This is a genomic window from Pseudomonas sp. 1L-C-7-B-C1, assembly GCF_057291635.1.
In genome coordinates this window covers 184043-201808 of record NZ_JBXAWH010000013.1, presented here as the reverse complement: position 1 = coordinate 201808, position 17766 = coordinate 184043, and the positions used below count along the sequence as shown (strand labels likewise).

The following is a 17766-nucleotide window of genomic DNA, read 5'->3' as shown; positions in this document are numbered from 1 at the left end:
GACTAGCGAACCGAACGCAGCGAGTTGGTGAAGCGGGGCAGCAGACGGCTGAGCACGTCGGCGATGTAACTGAGAAACAGCGTGCCGACCGAGCTTTTGTAATGCTGCGGATCACGGCTCCCGATGGCCAGAACGCCATGCAACCCTTGATGGGTGAGGGACGCCAGGGCGGTCGAGCCTACTTCCTTGCTTTGCTCGCTGCCGAACAGGAACTCGAGTTCATGCTCGCGCAGCGCGCCACACAGGGTCTTGCCGCCGGACATCAGCCCACCAATGGCTTTCTGCGCGTCGGCGGCGCTGACCCAGCGTCCGACGGTCATCGGGTGGTCGCTGAACAGAATAAGGCTGACGAAGGGCACCTGAAACTCTTGGCGCAGGCTGTCTTCCACGCAGATGACGATGTCTTCCAGACTGGTTGCGTCCATCAGATCGAGAATCAGCCGGCGGGTTTTTTCAAACAGCCGGTCATTGTCCCGGGCCACGTCCATCAGTTGCGAGAGCCGGTGACGCATCTCGATGTTGCGCTCGCGCAGCAGTTTAAGCTGGCGTTCGACCAGCGAGACGGTGTCGCCCCGTTGGTGCGGGACGCGCATCATCGCCAACAGCTCGTCGTGTTCGGCGAAGAAATCAGGGTGTTGTTGCAGCCAGGCCGCAACCGCCTCGGCTTCAAGGGCAGGCACTGCGTTCTCGGCAGGTGATTGGCCGGGCGTGTCGTTTGAAGTCTGAGGCTGATCGGTCATTGGATACTCTCGCTCATAGACGTACTTGGCCTTCGTAAACACGGACCGCCGGGCCAGTCATCACCACTGAATGGCCAGGACCGGCCCACTCGATGGACAGGCGTCCGCCTGGCAGGTCGATCAGCATCGGCGAATCCATCCAGCCTTGGGTAATGGCCGCGACCGCTGCCGCGCAGGCTCCGGTGCCGCATGCCTGAGTTTCCCCGGCGCCGCGTTCCCACACCCGCAATTGCGCGCGCTGACGGTCGACGACGTGGAGAAAGCCCACGTTCACCCGAGCCGGAAAGCGCGGATGGTGTTCGATTTTCGCGCCCAGCACATGCACAGGTGCGTTGTTGATGTCGTAGACGCGCAGCACGGCATGGGGGTTGCCCATGGACACGGCCGCGAGCTCGACGGTTTCGCCATCGACATCGAGGGTATAACTGGTGGCCTGCTCCGGCGCATCGAACGGGATGTCCGCCGGCACCAGGCGCGGCGCGCCCATATCAACGCTGATCTGGCCGTCGTTGCGGATGTCCAGCTCGATGATGCCGCCTTTGGTCTCGACGCGAATCTGCTTCTTGGCCGTCAGCCGCTTGTCCAGCACGAAACGGGCGAAGCAGCGCGCGCCATTGCCGCATTGCTCGACCTCGGAACCGTCGGAATTGAAAATCCGGTAACGGAAGTCCACGTCCGGATTGTTCGGCGCTTCGACCAGCAGCAACTGATCGAAGCCGATGCCGGTGTGGCGATCGCCCCATTGCTTGGCATGCTTGGGCGTAATGTGCGCGTGCTGGCTCACAAGGTCCAACACCATGAAATCATTGCCCAGGCCATGCATCTTGGTAAAACGCAGCAGCATGGGATTACTCCGGCAGCAGGCTTTCGCCGGCAAACAGCTCAGTCACGGTTTCACGGCGACGCACTTCGAAGGCTTGCTCGCCATCCACAAGCACCTCGGCCGTACGTCCGCGGGTGTTGTAGTTGGAGCTCATCACGAAGCCATAGGCGCCAGCCGAATGCACCGCCAGCAGATCGCCTTCAGCCAGGGCGAGTTCGCGCTCCTTGGCCAGGAAATCCCCGGTTTCGCAGATCGGGCCGACGATGTCGTAGGTGCGTGTGGCGCCGTCACGGGGCTTGACCGCAGTTACGTCCATCCACGCCTGGTACAGCGCCGGACGAATCAGGTCGTTCATGGCGGCGTCGACGATAGCGAAGTCCTTGTGCTCGGTGTGCTTGAGGTACTCGACGCGGGTGAGCAGCACGCCGGCATTGGCAACGATGAAGCGGCCGGGCTCGAACATCAGCGCCAGATCGCGGCCATCAAGACGGTCACGGACGGCTTTAATGTACTCGCCCGCGAGTGGTGGCTCTTCGTCGCGATAACGCACGCCCAGACCGCCGCCCAGATCAATATGCTTCAGCAGAATGCCGCAATCGCCCAGCCGGTCGACCAGATCGAGCAAGCGATCCAGGGCATCCACGAAAGGCGAGAGCGTGGTCAGTTGGGAGCCGATGTGGCAGTCGACGCCAATAACGTCAAGATTCGGTAGCTGCGCGGCGCGGATGTAAACGTCTTCGGCGTCCGCAATGGCGATGCCGAATTTGTTTTCCTTGAGGCCGGTGGAGATGTAGGGGTGGGTGCCGGCGTCGACGTCCGGGTTGACGCGCAACGAAACCGGGGCGCGCACGCCCATTTCGGCGGCGACGACTTGCAGGCGTTCGAGTTCGTCGGTGGACTCGACATTAAAGCAATGCACGCCGACTTCGAGGGCTCGGCGCATGTCATCACGGGTCTTGCCGACGCCGGAAAAGACAATCTTGTCAGCCTGACCGCCTGCTGCCAGTACGCGTTCCAGTTCGCCACGGGAAACGATGTCGAAACCGGCGCCCAGCCGCGCCAGGACATTGAGTACGCCCAGGTTAGAGTTGGCTTTGACCGCGTAACAGACCAAATGCGGCATGCCGCTCAGGGCGTCGGCGTAGGCGCGATACTGCGCCTCGATGTGCGCGCGGGAATAGACGTATGTCGGCGTGCCGAAGCGTTCGGCGATGGCAGACAACGCCACTCCTTCCGCGAACAGCTCACCGTCGCGGTAGTTGAAGGCGTCCATGACTGATTCCTAGTAGGTCGAAGTCTGATGCTTGTGCGAGTGCGACTTGGTCTGGCTGGAGCCGTCGGACGAGTCGTCGTCGGGCAGATACAGTGGACCTTTCTGACCGCAGGCAGAGACCAGACACGCAACTGCAAGCAGCGCGGCCAGGGAGGAAATCAGGCGCTTCATGGCGAAATCCTTTGTATAAGCATTAATTGCGCCCGAGTATACCGACCACCCGACAGATTGCCTATGCGCTGGAGTTCCCGTCCGGCGGGGGTTTGACGCCGTCACGCAATTAGACTGAGCAGCACGCGCGGATTTCTGACGCAGTCTGTGATGCATTGACGTTCGGTACCTTCCCGACAAAAGCCGGTCCCGCCATTGCAGTTGGGCGGGTAGGCTTTGCATTTGCCGGGGAGCGACCGTATCGTGCGTCGCTGCGCCATCCGCCGACACTTTTGAGGTTCATGCAATGAGTTTGACTGAAGCCCGTTTTCACGATCTGGTCGATGCCACCCAGGAAAAGCTCCAGGACATCTTCGACGAGAGCGGTCTGGATCTGGACCTTGAGAGTTCGGCCGGTGTGCTGACCGTGAAATTCGAAAACGGCTCGCAGTTCATTTTCAGCCGTCAGGAGCCTTTGCGTCAGCTGTGGCTGGCGGCTGCGTCGGGTGGTTTTCACTTTGACTACGACGAAGAAGCGAAGCATTGGATCTGCGACAAGAGCGAAGAGCTGTTGAGCGAGATGCTCTATCGTCTGGCGAACCAGCAGGCCGGCGAAGAGATCGACTTCGATGCCCTCGACGGCAGCGATGGCAACCGCCAGTGACCGTTAACGCAACGCCGGTCAAACCGCCAAAGCCGCTGTTCAGCAACGTCAGCCCGGCTGTTCCGTCGCCCTGCATCAGCATCTGCCGGCTCGATGAGGACAAAGTCTGCACGGGGTGCCAGCGCCACGTCGAAGACATCCGCGAGTGGCGGGCGGCGACCGATGAGCGTCGGCGTGAGATCGTGCGGCAGGCGGATCAGCGTCGCAGTGTAAATTCCGTCGCACGCTGAATCGTCTGTAGCGAGCCGGTCGTCATCAAACCTCATCCATCGCGGCATTCAGTGACTGTTCCAGCTCGGCCTTGTAGCGCAGGAACAGGATGGTCTGACCGCGCGCATCCCCGAGAATCCCGGACAGGTCCAGGTCGGTGATGTAACAGCGGTAACGTTGCGGCTCACGGCGCTGGTCGAGAATTCGCCGCGCCACGACGCTGAACAGCTGATCGCCGAATTCGAGGTCGGAGAACTCCATCCCGTCGCAATACAGCGTCACGCTGACCTGGCCTGGGCTTGCCTCCTCAATAATCGCCTGCACATCGAAGAATGGTTTTTCGATGAGCATTGCCGGGGGCGAGCGCTGCTCGACGCGGCGGGCTCGCCCTGATCCATCGGGGGTTATGCGGTAATACAAAGCCTCCAGCGAGGTTGATTCCAGCGGGTTATCCATCGGCAACAACGCTACGCGTCGGTACATCAGCGACTCAAAGAAGCGCTGCAGCGGCACCAGCAGGCTGGATTCAGTGTGATACGGCACCTGCTGATGCCATAACGCATTGCGCTCATCGAGCACGTACAGGTCGGCATTGGGTTCGTTGATCCGGTAAAAAACCTGAATGCACTCGGGCTGCCCGTACGGGATGAACAGCGACAAGTCCAAGTCGTCCAGTGCCTGGGGGTCCAGATGAAGCGGGCTGTAGGCAGAAAGCTCTTCACCCAGATAATCAAAAAGTGCCGGCACGTGTTCGAGCGAGACGTGGCTGACCTGCCCGGGGATCATTTGCAGAACGTGGTAACGCTGCTCGACCTGAATGAGATAGCGATGATTCAGGCGCCGGTCCAGCAGCAGTTGCGCGGTGCCGATGAGCTCTTCCACGCGCTGGGCGATAGCCTGCGCACGGTTGTGGCAAAAACAGCGCACGCGGATGACAGGCCTTGCGGACTTTTCCGGCAGGCTGTTGAGCAATTCTGTCAGGCAGTCCAGCAGTGCATGGGGGCCGTCGAAGCGATTGACCAGCACCTCGTTCCAGCTGTTGAGGGTGATCTGGTCGAAGGTCAGCACCAGATTTTCGCGGACGCCAGCGTAGCTCAGCGAGTCTGTTCGCTCGGTGGTCATCAGGATGTTCAGGTCTTTGTGGTGCCTGAGCGGGTCGATGCCGACGTTGACCAACAGCAGGATCTCGCGGGGCACGCTCGGGCTCAGCAGTACGTCTTCATCGACCATGGACAGCGGCAGCGCAATGCTCTGCTGCAGCGCGCCTTGAAGATTGAACAGTTCAAATTCGGTCAGATCGCTGATGCCAGGGTGGAGCGCCAGGCGCGTGCTGCTGTCGATGACGTTGTTGCGATGGCACCACGTGAGCAGTTCCAGCAACTCGCGGCTGCGCTTGATCGGGGCAAACGTCTCCAGCTCGTGGGCACTCAGGTTGCCGTTATAGAGACACCATTGATACCTGCCGGGCTCGCGCTTGTTCGGCAGTTGCGCCAGCGTCAGCGTATCTTCTGCCAGATCCGGCGCGATGCCCGGATTGAGAAATTCCACTTTGCCGGCTTTGCGTTCGAAGGCCGCATACAGCCGGCGCCCGAGCACATTGAGGTCGCGCTTGCTGATCGAATTGACTGCCTTTTGCGCCCGCGCGAACTGGGTCAGGAAGCGGTAACTGAGGTTGAGCTCGCCGACCAGTGCGCGACGTTCGCTGGCGACCTGACGCACTTTCCATTGGCTGCGGCTGTCGAGCAGCGCCAGCTGACGATCGTCCCAGTTCCACTCATTGACCAGCCGTTCCAGCAGAAGACGCTGCCAACCGTTGCTGCGGTGGCGAGTAGCCCCCGTGAGTTTCTTGTTCACTTTCAGGTACAAACTGCGACGTGCCAGCTCCAGCCGTTCGGGCTCGCCCCGTGCCAGCAGGTATTCCTCGATGCGCCGGTACACCATCACGTATGGGTCCAGTTCGTCGAGGTCTACTCGCTTGGCGAACACGGCGTTCTTAAAGCGCATGCTCAGGCACTGCACCTGCGGGTGTTCGCTGGCGTAGGCCTCGGTGAGCAGCAGTTTGAGCACCGACTTGTAGGGCGATTCGATGCCTTTGAACAACTGCCAGAGCCCGGCGCCGATAAATTCGCCCGGTGGGATGTGCGACATGTTGCCGAGGTCCAGCACCTCATCGGCACGAATAAAGCGCTTCGACAGCAGGGTGTGCGTGTATTCGGCGTAGCGCGTTTCCTCATAGACCGGCACCAGCCACCACATCGGGGTGCGCCCGGCGAGCCAGATAGCAGTGCGATAAAACTCGTCGAGTAACAGATAGTGCTGCGTCGTCCCGCAGTCCTCCCCACTCAGCTGCGCGTCGCGCTCGCCGACGACAAAACGCTCCGGATCGACGAGAAAGAAATGCGCCTCGGCACCCATGCTCGCCGCCCAGCTTTCCAGGGACTGGCACTTCCTGCGCAACTCCTGGATTTCGTCGGCCGACAGCAGCGGGTCGTGGCAGATCCACACGTCCATGTCGCTCTGGTCAGCCTGGGCAAGGGTCCCAAGGCTGCCCATCAGAAAGATGCCGTGAATCGGCTGGGGGGGATTCACCCGGCGTGGTTTGTAGGAGAACGACCGCGTCAGGCGCTGCGCTTCGGCAAGGGCCTGGGCGTCAGGCTCGTAATGGGAAACGCCAGCGGGGGTGGAGCCCGACACATAGCCTGGCAACAGCGGATGATTAACGTGGAAAAACAGCGGCAGCAGGGATAGCACGCTTTGCTGGCGGGGCGATAAGCCTTCGTAGGCGCGCGCCAGTCGACTCTCACTCAGGGCCAGGAAGCGGCTGCGTAACTGAGCGAGGACCTTGCGATCAATGCCCTCATCCAGATCCGGGCGAATTTCGGAACTACGCGTCATCGCGACTCGAAGCCGGCGGGCGGCACTGCATGAAGTAAAGGTGTAGCGATAATCAAGACAGCGTGGCGTCAGGCCGATACGGCACAATCGCGGGTCTTTTTTATGGCGCCATTATTTTATCGGCGCAGCATCGTCGAAATGGAGGATTCGCGAAACCTTTATTTGATGCGTACATGCAAAGGTTTCGCGAGGGTCGAGTCAGGCAGCTTCCTGGCTGGTGGCAAGAATGATCAGCAGCGATTGAGCGTGGTCGGCGGCATCCAGCCCCAGGCTGGTCAAATAGCCTCCGTCGTGTTGTGTGGTGAGGCCTTTGTCGAAGAGTCGTTGGGCGGCAGCGATGGCTGCGGGAGCCGCGGAATGGTGGTGGACCTTCAGTCCCTCTTTGGTGTTGCTCAGATTGAACAGCGACAGGATTTCCAGCTCGGCAACCAATTCAGGGGTAAACGACATAGGTGCTCCAGACTTTTTCCAGTGGATACACCGCGATCAGAATCGCAGGCGTGACGGCCCCGTCGCCATGCGGCAGCGAGGCTGTTGGAGTGTAGTCAGGTCTGGGGATTTTGCAGGAAGTATCTGGCCGGTCGTCAGGTCGGGTGAGCGACCGGCATATCTGGCAGGTGTTACTCGTCTTCCGCCAGTCGCACGCCCGGCGGCATATCGGGCAGTGCACGCAGGGCGGCTTCGTACCAGGCAGTATTGAACGGGCGATCTTCAGCCAGGATCCCGTCGATCTCCAATGCCAGAATGTGGGCCATCATCTGCAGAATCTCTTCGCGCTCGATGCCCACAAGGGTCAGCTTGTTGTAGGTGGCTTTGGCCGCTGGCGGGTTGTCGCTCTCGATCTGATTTTCGATGGCTTCAATCAGCGTCGCTTCCGCAAACTCTTCTTCGTCGTTTTCGATGTTGTCGCTCATGTCGTTCTCGATGTCCTGCCAATTGAATGGCATCGCCCGCATCGGGCGACGCCGTTTATGCGCTTAGCGGGTGGCAAGCAAATGCTGGCCACGCACAACTGCGGCCTTGACCTGCTCCGGTGCCGTGCCGCCGATGTGGTTACGAGCGTTGACCGAGCCCTCGAGCTTCAGCACCGCAAAGACGTCCTGGTCGATCTGGTCGCTGAACTGACGCAGCTCGTCCAGCGTCATCTCGGCCAGATCCTTGCCGGTCTCGACGCCATGCTTCACCGCGTGACCCACAATCTCGTGGCAATCACGGAATGGTAAGCCGCGGCGGACCAGATAGTCGGCCAGGTCGGTTGCCGTGGAGAAGCCACGCAGCGCGGCCTCGCGCATCATGGCGTGCTTGGGTTTGATCGCCGGGATCATGTCGGCGAAGGCACGCAGCGAGTCGCGCAGGGTGTCGGCAGCGTCGAACAGCGGCTCCTTGTCTTCCTGATTGTCCTTGTTGTAGGCCAGCGGCTGGCCCTTCATCAAGGTCAGCAGGCCCATCAGAGCGCCGAATACGCGGCCGCTTTTGCCACGGACCAGTTCAGGAACATCAGGGTTTTTCTTTTGCGGCATGATCGAGCTGCCGGTGCAGAAGCGATCAGGCAGGTCGATGAACTGAAACTGCGCGCTGGTCCACAGCACCAGCTCTTCGGAGAAACGCGACAGGTGCATCATCGCGATGCTCGCGGCGGAGCAGAACTCGATGGCGAAGTCGCGATCGGAGACGCTGTCCAGCGAGTTGCCGCCGATGGCCTCGAAGCCCAGGAGTTGGCAGGTCAGTTCGCGGTCAATCGGGTACGTGGTGCCGGCCAGCGCGGCGCTGCCCAAGGGCATGCGATTGGTGCGCTTGCGGCAATCGACCAGACGCTCGTAATCACGGCTGAGCATTTCGAACCACGCCAGCATGTGGTGGCCGAAGGTCACCGGTTGCGCGGTCTGCAGGTGAGTGAAGCCCGGCATGATGGTGTCGGCTTCACGCTCGGCGAGCCCCAGCAGGCCTTCTTGCAGGCGAGTGATTTCAGCCAGAATCAGGTCGATTTCGTCACGCAGCCACAGGCGGATGTCGGTGGCGACCTGGTCGTTGCGGCTGCGCCCGGTGTGCAGCTTTTTACCGGTGACGCCGATGCGATCAGTCAGGCGCGCTTCGATGTTCATGTGCACGTCTTCGAGGTCCACGCGCCAGTCAAACGTGCCGGCTTCGATCTCGCCCTGAATGCTCTTCAGCCCGTCGATGATCGTGTCGCGCTCGGCATCGGTCAGCACGCCGACTTTGGCCAGCATCGTGGCGTGGGCGACGGAGCCCATGATGTCGTGGCGATAAAGGCGCTGATCGAAGGTGACGGAGGCGGTGAAGCGTGCGACGAAGGCGTCGACGGGTTCACTGAAGCGGCCGCCCCAGGACTGGTTGGTCTTGTCGGTGCTCATGATTCGCTCGCTGCTTTGCTGGTGGCTGAAACTGATGAAAAACCGGCGCCGGCCGATTCTAAAGACGCGGGCGATGATAACAGCATTGCCGCTTATTTATCCCCGGCGGCTTGCCTGCGACGGTATGAGCGAAGAGACTGGCGGCCATGCAAAACGAGCGCAAACAACCGGGGCAGAGCAGTGCGCCCGGCAAAGAGTTCTTCCTCCCGGAACTGTGCCTGCCCCAGGCGTTGCTGATGCTGGTGGTGCTGGCGGAGTTGCTGGTCTTCGTGCTCGTGCTCATCGAGCCCATGCGGCCGGGGTTCGACTGGGTGCGTCTGGCGCTGATTTCTCTTTTCGTGCAGTGGATCGTGCTGCTGTCCGCCGCGCTGCTGTGTGGCTTGCGTCCCTGGCTGGCGCGGATGCGTGCTGGCGTGGCCGGCTGCATCGGTTGTCTGCTGGTGGTCGCGGTGACGCTGATGTGCACCGCCGTGACTGACTATTACCAAGTGAATCCCCCGACCTCGTTCAATGGGGTCGTCGAGCGGTACCTGCGTTACGCCCTGATCGCCTTGATCATGTCCGCATTGATGCTGCGGTACTTTTACCTGCAGAGTCAGTGGCGAAAACAGCAGCAGGCCGAACTTCAGGCCAGGATCGAGTCCCTGCAGGCGCGGATTCGCCCGCATTTTCTGTTCAATACACTCAATAGCATCGCCAGCCTGGTCACCAGCGATCCGGTCAAGGCGGAGCAGGCGGTGCTTGATCTGTCTGACCTGTTTCGGGCCAGTCTGGGCAAGCCCGGCAGCCTGACGACATGGCGTGAAGAGCTTGATTTGGCGAAACGCTATTTATCGATTGAGCAATATCGACTTGGCGAGCGTCTACAGTTGGACTGGGCCATAAGTGCAATTCCCGACGACTTGCCAATTCCCCAGCTAACCTTGCAGCCATTATTGGAAAACGCGCTGATTTACGGCATCGCGCCCCGCATTGAAGGCGGCGTGGTCAGAGTTGAGGCGGACTACGAACGGGGAGTATTCATATTGCGCGTCAGTAATCCATACGATGAGGCCGCCCTGGGGCAAAACCCGAGCGGCACTCAGCAGGCCTTGGCAAACATCGGCGCTCGACTCACGGCACTTTTCGGCCCTCTCGCCAGTCTGAGCGTGGAGCGCCGAGACGGTCGTCACTTCACCTGTCTACGCTATCCTTGTGCGAGACTCACGCAGGAAGCCAGAGCAATATGAATGTCCTGATCGTTGATGACGAACCCCTAGCCCGAGAGCGCCTGAGCCGTATGGTAAGCGAGCTCGAGGGTTACAAGGTTCTGGAACCCAGCGCCACAAATGGCGAAGAAGCATTGCAGCTGATTGAAAATTTGAAACCCGACGTGGTGTTGCTGGATATCCGCATGCCTGGCCTGGATGGACTTCAGGTCGCGGCAAAATTGTGCGAGCGCGACGCCCCTCCCGCCGTCGTGTTTTGCACGGCCCACGATGAATTTGCGCTAGAAGCCTTCCGGGTCAGCGCCGTGGGTTTCCTGGTCAAGCCGGTTCGTCCAGAGCACTTGATCGATGCGTTGCGCAAGGCCGAGCGGCCAAACCGCGTGCAGCTGGCAGCGATGACCCGGCCTGCTGCGGAAAGCGGCGCCGGCCCGCGCAGTCACATCAGCGCGCGTACCCGAAAGGGCATTGAGCTGATCCCGCTCGCCGAGGTGATCTATTTCATCGCTGATCATAAATACGTGACCCTGCGCCACGAAGGCGGCGAAGTGCTGCTGGATGAGCCGCTTAAAGCCCTGGAAGATGAGTTCGGCGATCGCTTCGTGCGTATTCACCGCAACGCGCTGGTTGCCCGTGAGCGCATCGAACGCCTGCAGCGCACGCCGCTGGGCCATTTCCAGTTGTTCCTCAAGGGGCTCAACGGTGATGCGTTGATCGTCAGCCGCCGGCACGTTGCCGGTGTGCGCAAGATGATGCAGCAGTTGTAAGCAAGTGCCGCGAAGGCGATGCCGTGCGATGCGGGCGACATGCCGTCGCATGGCGTGGGCAGGTTGATTGAGATCATGATGCGCAACGATTGAATACAGTCATTCGGTCCGATCCGGTCGAGCTGTTATTATTCGCCGCATTCACTCAGCACGGACCGGTTCATGTCTTCTCGCGAAATCCGCATCGCCACCCGTAAAAGCGCCCTGGCCCTCTGGCAAGCCGAGTACGTCAAGGCGCGTCTGGAGCAGGCGCATCCCGGCCTGATCGTGACGCTGGTGCCGATGGTCAGTCGCGGCGACAAGCTGCTGGACTCGCCGCTCTCGAAAATCGGTGGCAAGGGTCTGTTCGTCAAGGAGCTGGAAACAGCACTGATGGAGCACACAGCCGACATCGCCGTCCACTCGATGAAGGACGTCCCGATGGACTTCCCTCAGGGGCTTGGTCTGTTCTGTATCTGCGAACGCGAAGACCCGCGCGACGCCTTCGTCTCCAACACTTACACCAGTCTCGATGAGCTGCCCGCCGGAGCCGTAGTCGGAACGTCGAGCCTGCGTCGACAGGCTCAGTTGCTGGCGCGTCGGCCTGACCTGCAAATCCGGTTTCTGCGTGGCAACGTCAACACGCGACTCGCCAAACTGGACGCGGGTGAGTACGACGCGATCATCCTTGCCGCCGCCGGCCTGATCCGTCTGGGTTTCGAAGACCGCATCACCGCCCCCATTAGCATCGACCATAGCCTGCCGGCCGGCGGGCAGGGCGCAGTGGGCATTGAATGCCGCAGCGTCGACATCGAACTTCATGCCTTGCTGGCTCCGCTGCACCATGACGACACCGCCGTGCGGGTCACCGCCGAGCGCGCGCTGAACAAGCACCTCAACGGTGGTTGCCAGGTGCCGATCGCCTGCTACGCCGTGCTGGAAGGCGAGCAATTGTGGCTGCGCGGTCTGGTGGGCGATCCCTCCGGCACCGTGCTGCTGCACGCAGAAGCGCGCGCGCCACAAGTGGACGCCCAGGCGCTGGGCGTGCAAGTGGCCGAAGCGCTGCTGGCTCAAGGTGCAGCGAAGATTCTCAAAGCGGTATACGGCGAGGCTGACGGCGAGTGAAAGCCTGGCGCCTGCTGCTCACGCGTCCGACTGAAGAATCGCAGGCGCTTGCGCAGATCTTGGCTGAGGTTGGCGTGCACAGCGCCAGCCTGCCGCTGCTGCAGATCGAGCCTTTGCCGGTGTCAGAAGGCAATCGCTCGATCATCTACGACCTCGCCGCGTACTGCGCGGTTATCGTCGTCAGCAAGCCGGCCGCGCGCCTAGGGCTGGCGATGCTCGATGAAGTCTGGCCACAGCCGCCAATGCAGAAGTGGTTCACCGTGGGCGCCGCTACCGCGCAAATTCTTGATGATTACGGATTGCATGTGTTCTTCCCCGAGCATGGCGACGACAGCGAAGCGCTTCTCGACCTGCCGCAGTTTCAACAGGCCGTCTCGGGTTACGACCCCAAAGTGCTGATCATGCGTGGCGAAGACGGTCGCGAGCTGCTGGCCGAACGGTTGCGTGATCGTGGTGTGGTGGTCGATTACCTGCCGCTGTATCGTCGCAACCTGCCGCAATACCCGGCTTTCACACTGCCTCATACCGTAAAGGCGGAACGCTTGAATGGGCTGGTGGTCAGCAGTGGACAGGGTTTCGAGCATCTGCGTGAGTTGGCGGGCGACGCCTGGCCTACGCTTGCGCAGATGCCTTTGTTTGTACCAAGCCCCCGGGTCGCCGAAATGGCGCGTGCTGCCGGGGTCCTTACCGTAGTGGATTGCCGTGGCGCCAGCGCCCCGGCCTTGTTGGCAGCATTGCGTGAACACCCCGCGCCTGCCTTACAGGCGTAAGGGTCGATCAGTCGGATTACGCGACGCCCAAAATGCAAAGGATGGATACGTGAGCGAAACAGTCTTGCCAAAAGATGACGTTGAACCGGTACTGGCCAAACCTGAGCCGCTGCCGGATCCAGCGTACAAAGAACCGTCGAATCGCCGAAGCAGCAACGGGCTCGCCATACTGGCGCTGTTGCTGGGCGCTGCGGGCGTTGCCGTTGGCGGCTGGAGTGTTTGGCAACTGCGCGCCATGCAGGCCGGTCACCAGGAGCAGTCAGGTCAACTGCAGGACATCGGTTCGCAGACCCAGGCGCTCAAGCAGAGCGAGCAGCAAATCGCCGCACGTCTGGCGCAATTGCCACCGGCTCAGGAGCTGGAGGATCGCCGTCGCCTCGTTACGCAGTTGCAGGGTGATCAGCAGCGACTGAGCCAGCGTGTGGAGACTGTGCTCGGCGCCAGCCGCAAGGATTGGCGTCTGGCCGAGGCGGAGCATCTGCTACGGCTGGCGAGCCTGAGACTGTCTGCACTGCAAGACATCAACAGCGCTGCAGCGCTGGTCCAGGGCGCAGACGAGATCCTGCGCGAGCAGGACGATCCGGGTGCGTTCGCGGCTCGCGAGCAATTGGCCAAAAGCCTGACCGCGCTGCGCAGCGTCGACCAACCGGATCGCACCGGACTGTTTCTGCAATTGGCGGCCGTGCGGGATCAAGTCGCGCAGTTAAATGAGCTGGTGCCGGAATACAAGGACAAGGGCGATTCGCTGTTCGGTTTGACCGATGGCAGTGAGGACAGCTATTGGGCCAAATGGTGGGACAAGATTTCCCAGTTTGTGCGCATCGACTTCAACGCAGACAAGAATATTCGTCCGTTGCTGGCAGGCCAGAGCCTGACCCAGGTTCGTCTGGCGTTGAGCCTGGCAATCGAGCAGGCGCAATGGGCTGCGCTCAACGGCCAGGCCCCGGTCTACGAGAAGGCAATGGCTGAAGCGTGCAGCGTTCTGGACGACAATTTCAATCGCGATAACCAGCAAAGCAAAGCGCTTGGGCAGCGTCTGGACGAGCTCAGCAAACAGCCGGTCTCCGTCGCGACCCCTGACCTGACACAAAGTCTGGCGGCGGTGCAGGCGTATCTCGAACAGCGTCATACGCCTGTCGGCGGTGCGCTGGAGAAACGCCCTGACGAGGCGCAGCCTGGGAAACAGCCATGAAGCGCGCTTACGTCATCCTCTTTGTGCTGGTCGTGGCGGCGGCGCTAATAGGCGTCGCGATCTCCCGTCATGCGGGCTACGTGCTGATTTCCTACGACACCTTCCGCTACGAATCGAGCATCTGGGCAGCGCTGGCGCTGCTGGTCGCCCTCCTCTTTATTCTGTGGCTGGTGCGCGTGCTGATCACGTTGCTGACGACCTCTGGCGGGGTGGTCAATCCCTGGTCACGCCGCAATCGAAGCCGTCGTGTGCAGAACGCGATCGAACAAGGGCAGATGGATCTCGCAGAAGGACGTTGGGCCAGTGCGCAACGCAACTTGCATCGCGCCGCTGAAGCGGAGCGTCAGCCGCTGCTGTACTACCTCGGTGCTGCCCGGGCAGCGAACGAGCAGGGGCGTTATGAAGAAAGCGATAACCTGCTCGAGCGCGCGCTTGAGCGTCAGCCACAGGCTGAACTGGCCATCGCGCTGAGTCACGCGCAGCTGCAGGTGGACCGTGGCGACCTCGATGGAGCACTGGTTACCCTGCAGGCCATGCAAGAACGCCATCCGCATAACCCGCAGGTCTTGCGCCAGTTGCAGCGCCTGTACCGCGAGCGTGGCGCGTGGCCGGAGTTGATTCGTCTGATGCCGGAGCTACGCAAGGATAAAGTCCTTCCGGCGCAGGAGCTGGCTGAACTGGAGAGACGCGCCTGGGGCGAAAACCTCTCCTTGGCTGCCCATCGGGAATCAGGCAGCGATACTGTCGCCACCGGTTTGCCTTCGCTGGAGCACGCCTGGCAGCAATTGACTTCGGCTCAGCGCCAGGAGCCCGCACTTGTGTTGGCGTATGCCGAACAGTTGCGGCGCCTGGGCGCCGACGTGCAGGCCGAAGAGGTTTTGCGTACGGCGATGAAGCGCGATTACAACACTCACCTTGCGCGGCTGTATGGCTTGGTGCGCGGCGCCGACCCTGCCAGGCAACTGCAGACCGCCGAAGGCTGGCTGAAAAGTCATACCGATGACCCAGGCTTGCTGTTGACCCTGGGTCGTCTATGCCTGCAAAGCAGCTTTTGGGGTAAAGCGCGTGATTACCTCGAGTCGAGCTTGAGGTTGCAGCGCAACCCGGAAGCGTGTGCCGAACTGGCTCGTCTGCTTGCGCAGCTGGGCGAGACTGATCGCAGCAATCAGCTGTTTCAGGAAGGTCTGGGTTTGCTGGATGAGCGTTTGCTCGCCCGTCCGTTGCCAGCACTGACGCGCGCTTAGACTGGGGTAAGACGTCAACTCTAAGAGGCCCGCTTGCGGGCCTCTTCAGTGTCTGAGTCTTTTATTTGTGTAGGGCATTTCCGTGCTTCGTGTGGCTTGTTGAGAGGATCTTTGGGCTACCGGTATAACGTCTTAAACACGGCGTCGGGATTTACCTACATCAACAAAGAAATATCCTCCGTTGAGCGCCTTGAAAGCGACTCGCGCTTTCCTCTACCGTAGCCGCCTTCGTCTTTTGTTACGGATTTTCCATGCAGCTGGCTCGTACGCGCTCCTTGTTCTCTCTGGCGTTTCTGGCCTGCGCATCGATTGTGGGAGCGACGGTTTATCTCGGCCCTGTAGTTGATGCAGCGCCATGTCCGATGTGCCTGCTTCAGCGTGTGCTCATGGCGGTATCTGCGGGTGTGTGTTTGCTCGCCGCGCTGCACGCGCCGGGCAAATCTGGCTGGCGTATCTACGCGGGCTTTCTTTTACTGTTTTCCGCTTTGGGAGCGAGCGTCGCGGCACGTCAGGTCTGGTTGCAGGCTTCGCCGCCCGAGAACATGGCAGCATGTATTGAAAACCTGCACTACCTCATGGAAACGCAAAGCTACGTGAAGGTCATGGCGATGGTGCTGGCGGGAAGCGCAGGGTGCTCCGAGATCAACTGGTCGCTGTTTGGCATCAGCTTGCCGGAGTGGAGCCTGTTGGCGTTTTCAGGTTTAAGCCTGTTCGCGCTGTACTACCTTTTTATCGAGTTTCGCCGCTTCGGATCAATGGATGTGGGGACGGCGGATTAAACACTTGTATGAACTTTATGTCCTGCGTACCTTGATGGGCTAGTCATGCGGGCATAATCTGGGCCGCACGCATCATCGGATCAATGCTGCTGTTCGCGCTTTTCCCGGCTGGCTCCGACACGTCTCGGACCGAACGAAAGCGCTTGAAGCAGCATGCCCCTGAAGGGAAGAGAGAACATCATGCTGGAAAGTTGTCAGAACGCTCAGGAACGCTGGGGTGGGGTTCACAAGCTGATTGACCGCTGGTTGCTGGAGCGCAACGAGTTGATCAGGGCTTATTACGCCTTGAGTGCAGATCCGGAAGCGTTTGCCGAAAAAAGCACGCCCTTGCAGGAATTCTGCGGCTCGTTGGTCGATTACGTGTCGGCGGGTCATTTCGAAATTTACGAGCAGCTCACCAACGAGGCCAAGGCGTTCAAGAATCAGCGCGGCCTTGAGCTGGCTGACACGATCTATCCTCGGATCGACGTCATCACCGAGAAGCTGCTGGCGTTCAACGATCTCTGTGATGAAGGCAAATGCGTCGCCGAGAAATTCAAGGAATTGGGCGGCTTGCTGCACGAGCGCTTTGAGCTGGAAGACTGCCTGATCGAAGTGCTGCACAACGCGCACAAGCAACAGGTCGAGGAAGAGGTCTGAGAAGGACGCTGATATAAAAAAGGGTGCCTTGGGCACCCTTTTTTATGATCTGTCTTTAATGCGGCCGGTGAAGTCTCGGTCATCGCCGGCGTTACTGCGACACCCCGAGCAACTCGATTTCGAACACCAGCGGGGTGTACGGATCGATCAGATCACCCGCGCCCTCTGCGCCATACGCTTGAGCCGAAGGGATGACCAACCGCCATTTGGCACCCACCGGCATGTCGGCGAGGGCGGTGGTCCAGCCGGCAATGACGCTGTCCAGGCGGAACCATTGTGGCTGCTGGCTCTGATCGAAGATCGTGCCATCAGGCAGACGGCCCACGTACTTCACCTGCACACGGCCATTGATGTCGGGTTTGGCGCCGTTGCCCGGCGTCAGTTCGGTCATCAGGATGCCATCCGCGAGTTGGCGAACGCCAGGTTTGGCCTTTTCGACGTCCATGAATTTGCGTTCGTCCTTCAGCGCCGCTTCGGTTTGCGGTTCAGTCTGGCCAGAGCTTTCAGCCTGGGCGAGGGCGGCGTCGTGGTCGCTGAGGATCTGCTCCATGCGTTCCTGTTTGATCGCCAGCGGCTTGCCTTGATACGCCGACTGCAGACCTTCAAGCAGTGCGGGCAGCTGCAGGTCAGGTGCTTCCTGGCGCAGACGCTCCCCCAGACTTGCGCCAAGGCTGTATGAAAGGTCGTGAGTGTTGTCGGACGCCGGAGCATCAGTCGCGTGAGCAAAGGGTACCAAGAGGAACAACGACATAAACAGGTAGCGCGACATGAATGCTCTCCGGCCTGGGAAGTGAGCGATTATGCCAGCGCTGAAGCCCGAGCGTGACGGGTATTGCCGCGTTTTTCGGCGTCTTGCAACAGAGCGGGGATCGTAGTGTCAAGATGCCCTAGCGGCGGTGCGGGCGGAGGTCTAGTATGGCCGCACTCAAATCAGCCAGG

19 protein-coding genes are annotated in these 17766 nt (G+C 60.6%); 10 read left to right on the top strand and 9 right to left on the bottom strand.

Annotated features, from left to right (window positions below; all coding sequences use genetic code 11):
• Positions 1–2 precede the first annotated feature (2 nt).
• The 4 genes from AC0Z8Z_RS20455 to lptM are packed head-to-tail and all read right to left on the bottom strand — an operon-like array spanning position 3 to position 3007.
• A complete protein-coding gene (locus AC0Z8Z_RS20455) occupies positions 3–740 on the bottom strand; it encodes a DUF484 family protein (protein ID WP_485620314.1) in 738 nt (245 codons plus the stop codon).
• A gap of 13 nt (positions 741–753) precedes the next feature.
• Positions 754–1584: a diaminopimelate epimerase gene (dapF, locus tag AC0Z8Z_RS20450; RefSeq protein WP_272629627.1), complete on the bottom strand. Its 831-nt coding sequence runs from the start codon at positions 1582–1584 to the stop codon at positions 754–756.
• Between the two features lie 4 nt (positions 1585–1588).
• Positions 1589–2836, bottom strand: coding sequence for a diaminopimelate decarboxylase (gene lysA / locus AC0Z8Z_RS20445; RefSeq protein WP_485620313.1), 1248 nt, complete (start codon positions 2834–2836; stop codon positions 1589–1591).
• Positions 2837–2845: 9 nt separating this feature from the next.
• Positions 2846–3007 (bottom strand): LPS translocon maturation chaperone LptM, encoded by a 162-nt coding sequence (lptM, locus tag AC0Z8Z_RS20440; RefSeq protein ID WP_037016591.1) that lies wholly within the window; start codon positions 3005–3007, stop codon positions 2846–2848.
• A 286-nt stretch (positions 3008–3293) separates the two neighbouring features.
• Here lptM and cyaY point away from each other — a divergent pair, with 286 nt between their 5' ends.
• Entirely contained in the window at positions 3294–3650 is a 357-nt protein-coding gene (cyaY, locus tag AC0Z8Z_RS20435; protein ID WP_485620312.1) for an iron donor protein CyaY, read from the top strand.
• Positions 3647–3880, top strand: coding sequence for a DUF1289 domain-containing protein (locus tag AC0Z8Z_RS20430; protein ID WP_172610289.1), 234 nt, complete (start codon positions 3647–3649; stop codon positions 3878–3880). Before cyaY ends, AC0Z8Z_RS20430 begins: the two co-directional genes overlap by 4 nt.
• A gap of 25 nt (positions 3881–3905) precedes the next feature.
• Here AC0Z8Z_RS20430 and AC0Z8Z_RS20425 read toward each other — a convergent pair whose 3' ends face one another.
• From AC0Z8Z_RS20425 to argH, 4 genes are all read right to left on the bottom strand, one after another.
• Complete coding sequence (locus AC0Z8Z_RS20425) at positions 3906–6755, bottom strand: class I adenylate cyclase (protein WP_485620311.1); 2850 nt, start codon at positions 6753–6755, stop codon at positions 3906–3908.
• A 198-nt stretch (positions 6756–6953) separates the two neighbouring features.
• Positions 6954–7205, bottom strand: coding sequence for a TIGR02647 family protein (locus AC0Z8Z_RS20420; protein WP_122534129.1), 252 nt, complete (start codon positions 7203–7205; stop codon positions 6954–6956).
• 170 nt (positions 7206–7375) lie between these two features.
• Positions 7376–7669, bottom strand: coding sequence for a hypothetical protein (locus tag AC0Z8Z_RS20415; RefSeq protein ID WP_122534371.1), 294 nt, complete (start codon positions 7667–7669; stop codon positions 7376–7378).
• A gap of 63 nt (positions 7670–7732) precedes the next feature.
• Positions 7733–9127 carry an argininosuccinate lyase gene (argH, locus tag AC0Z8Z_RS20410; RefSeq protein WP_485620310.1) on the bottom strand — a complete coding sequence of 465 codons (1395 nt, stop codon included), beginning with the start codon at positions 9125–9127 and terminating at the stop codon, positions 7733–7735.
• Between the two features lie 146 nt (positions 9128–9273).
• On the opposite strand from argH, the gene AC0Z8Z_RS20405 reads away from it, so the two are divergent.
• From AC0Z8Z_RS20405 to rsd, 8 genes are all read left to right on the top strand, one after another.
• Positions 9274–10356, top strand: a complete 1083-nt coding sequence (locus AC0Z8Z_RS20405) for a sensor histidine kinase (RefSeq protein ID WP_485620309.1) — start codon at positions 9274–9276, stop codon at positions 10354–10356.
• The gene (locus AC0Z8Z_RS20400; RefSeq protein WP_172610293.1) at positions 10353–11099 is read left to right on the top strand and encodes a LytR/AlgR family response regulator transcription factor; all 747 of its coding nucleotides are present in this window, start codon (positions 10353–10355) and stop codon (positions 11097–11099) included. The genes AC0Z8Z_RS20405 and AC0Z8Z_RS20400 overlap by 4 nt, the downstream gene beginning before the upstream one ends.
• A 162-nt stretch (positions 11100–11261) precedes the next feature.
• Positions 11262–12203, top strand: coding sequence for a hydroxymethylbilane synthase (gene hemC, locus AC0Z8Z_RS20395; protein ID WP_122534125.1), 942 nt, complete (start codon positions 11262–11264; stop codon positions 12201–12203).
• The gene (locus tag AC0Z8Z_RS20390) at positions 12200–12973 is read left to right on the top strand and encodes a uroporphyrinogen-III synthase (RefSeq protein WP_485620308.1); all 774 of its coding nucleotides are present in this window, start codon (positions 12200–12202) and stop codon (positions 12971–12973) included. Before hemC ends, AC0Z8Z_RS20390 begins: the two co-directional genes overlap by 4 nt.
• A 49-nt stretch (positions 12974–13022) precedes the next feature.
• On the top strand, positions 13023–14165 hold the full coding sequence (locus tag AC0Z8Z_RS20385) for a uroporphyrinogen-III C-methyltransferase (RefSeq protein WP_485620307.1): 1143 nt from the start codon (positions 13023–13025) through the stop codon (positions 14163–14165).
• Positions 14162–15409, top strand: coding sequence for a heme biosynthesis HemY N-terminal domain-containing protein (locus AC0Z8Z_RS20380; RefSeq protein WP_485620306.1), 1248 nt, complete (start codon positions 14162–14164; stop codon positions 15407–15409). Before AC0Z8Z_RS20385 ends, AC0Z8Z_RS20380 begins: the two co-directional genes overlap by 4 nt.
• 251 nt (positions 15410–15660) lie before the next feature.
• On the top strand, positions 15661–16188 hold the full coding sequence (locus AC0Z8Z_RS20375) for a disulfide bond formation protein B (RefSeq protein WP_485620305.1): 528 nt from the start codon (positions 15661–15663) through the stop codon (positions 16186–16188).
• Positions 16189–16368: 180 nt separating this feature from the next.
• Entirely contained in the window at positions 16369–16827 is a 459-nt protein-coding gene (rsd, locus tag AC0Z8Z_RS20370; protein WP_485620304.1) for a sigma D regulator, read from the top strand.
• 91 nt (positions 16828–16918) lie between these two features.
• Here rsd and AC0Z8Z_RS20365 read toward each other — a convergent pair whose 3' ends face one another.
• Positions 16919–17596 (bottom strand): FKBP-type peptidyl-prolyl cis-trans isomerase, encoded by a 678-nt coding sequence (locus tag AC0Z8Z_RS20365; RefSeq protein WP_122623522.1) that lies wholly within the window; start codon positions 17594–17596, stop codon positions 16919–16921.
• Between the last annotated feature and the right edge of the window lie 170 nt (positions 17597–17766).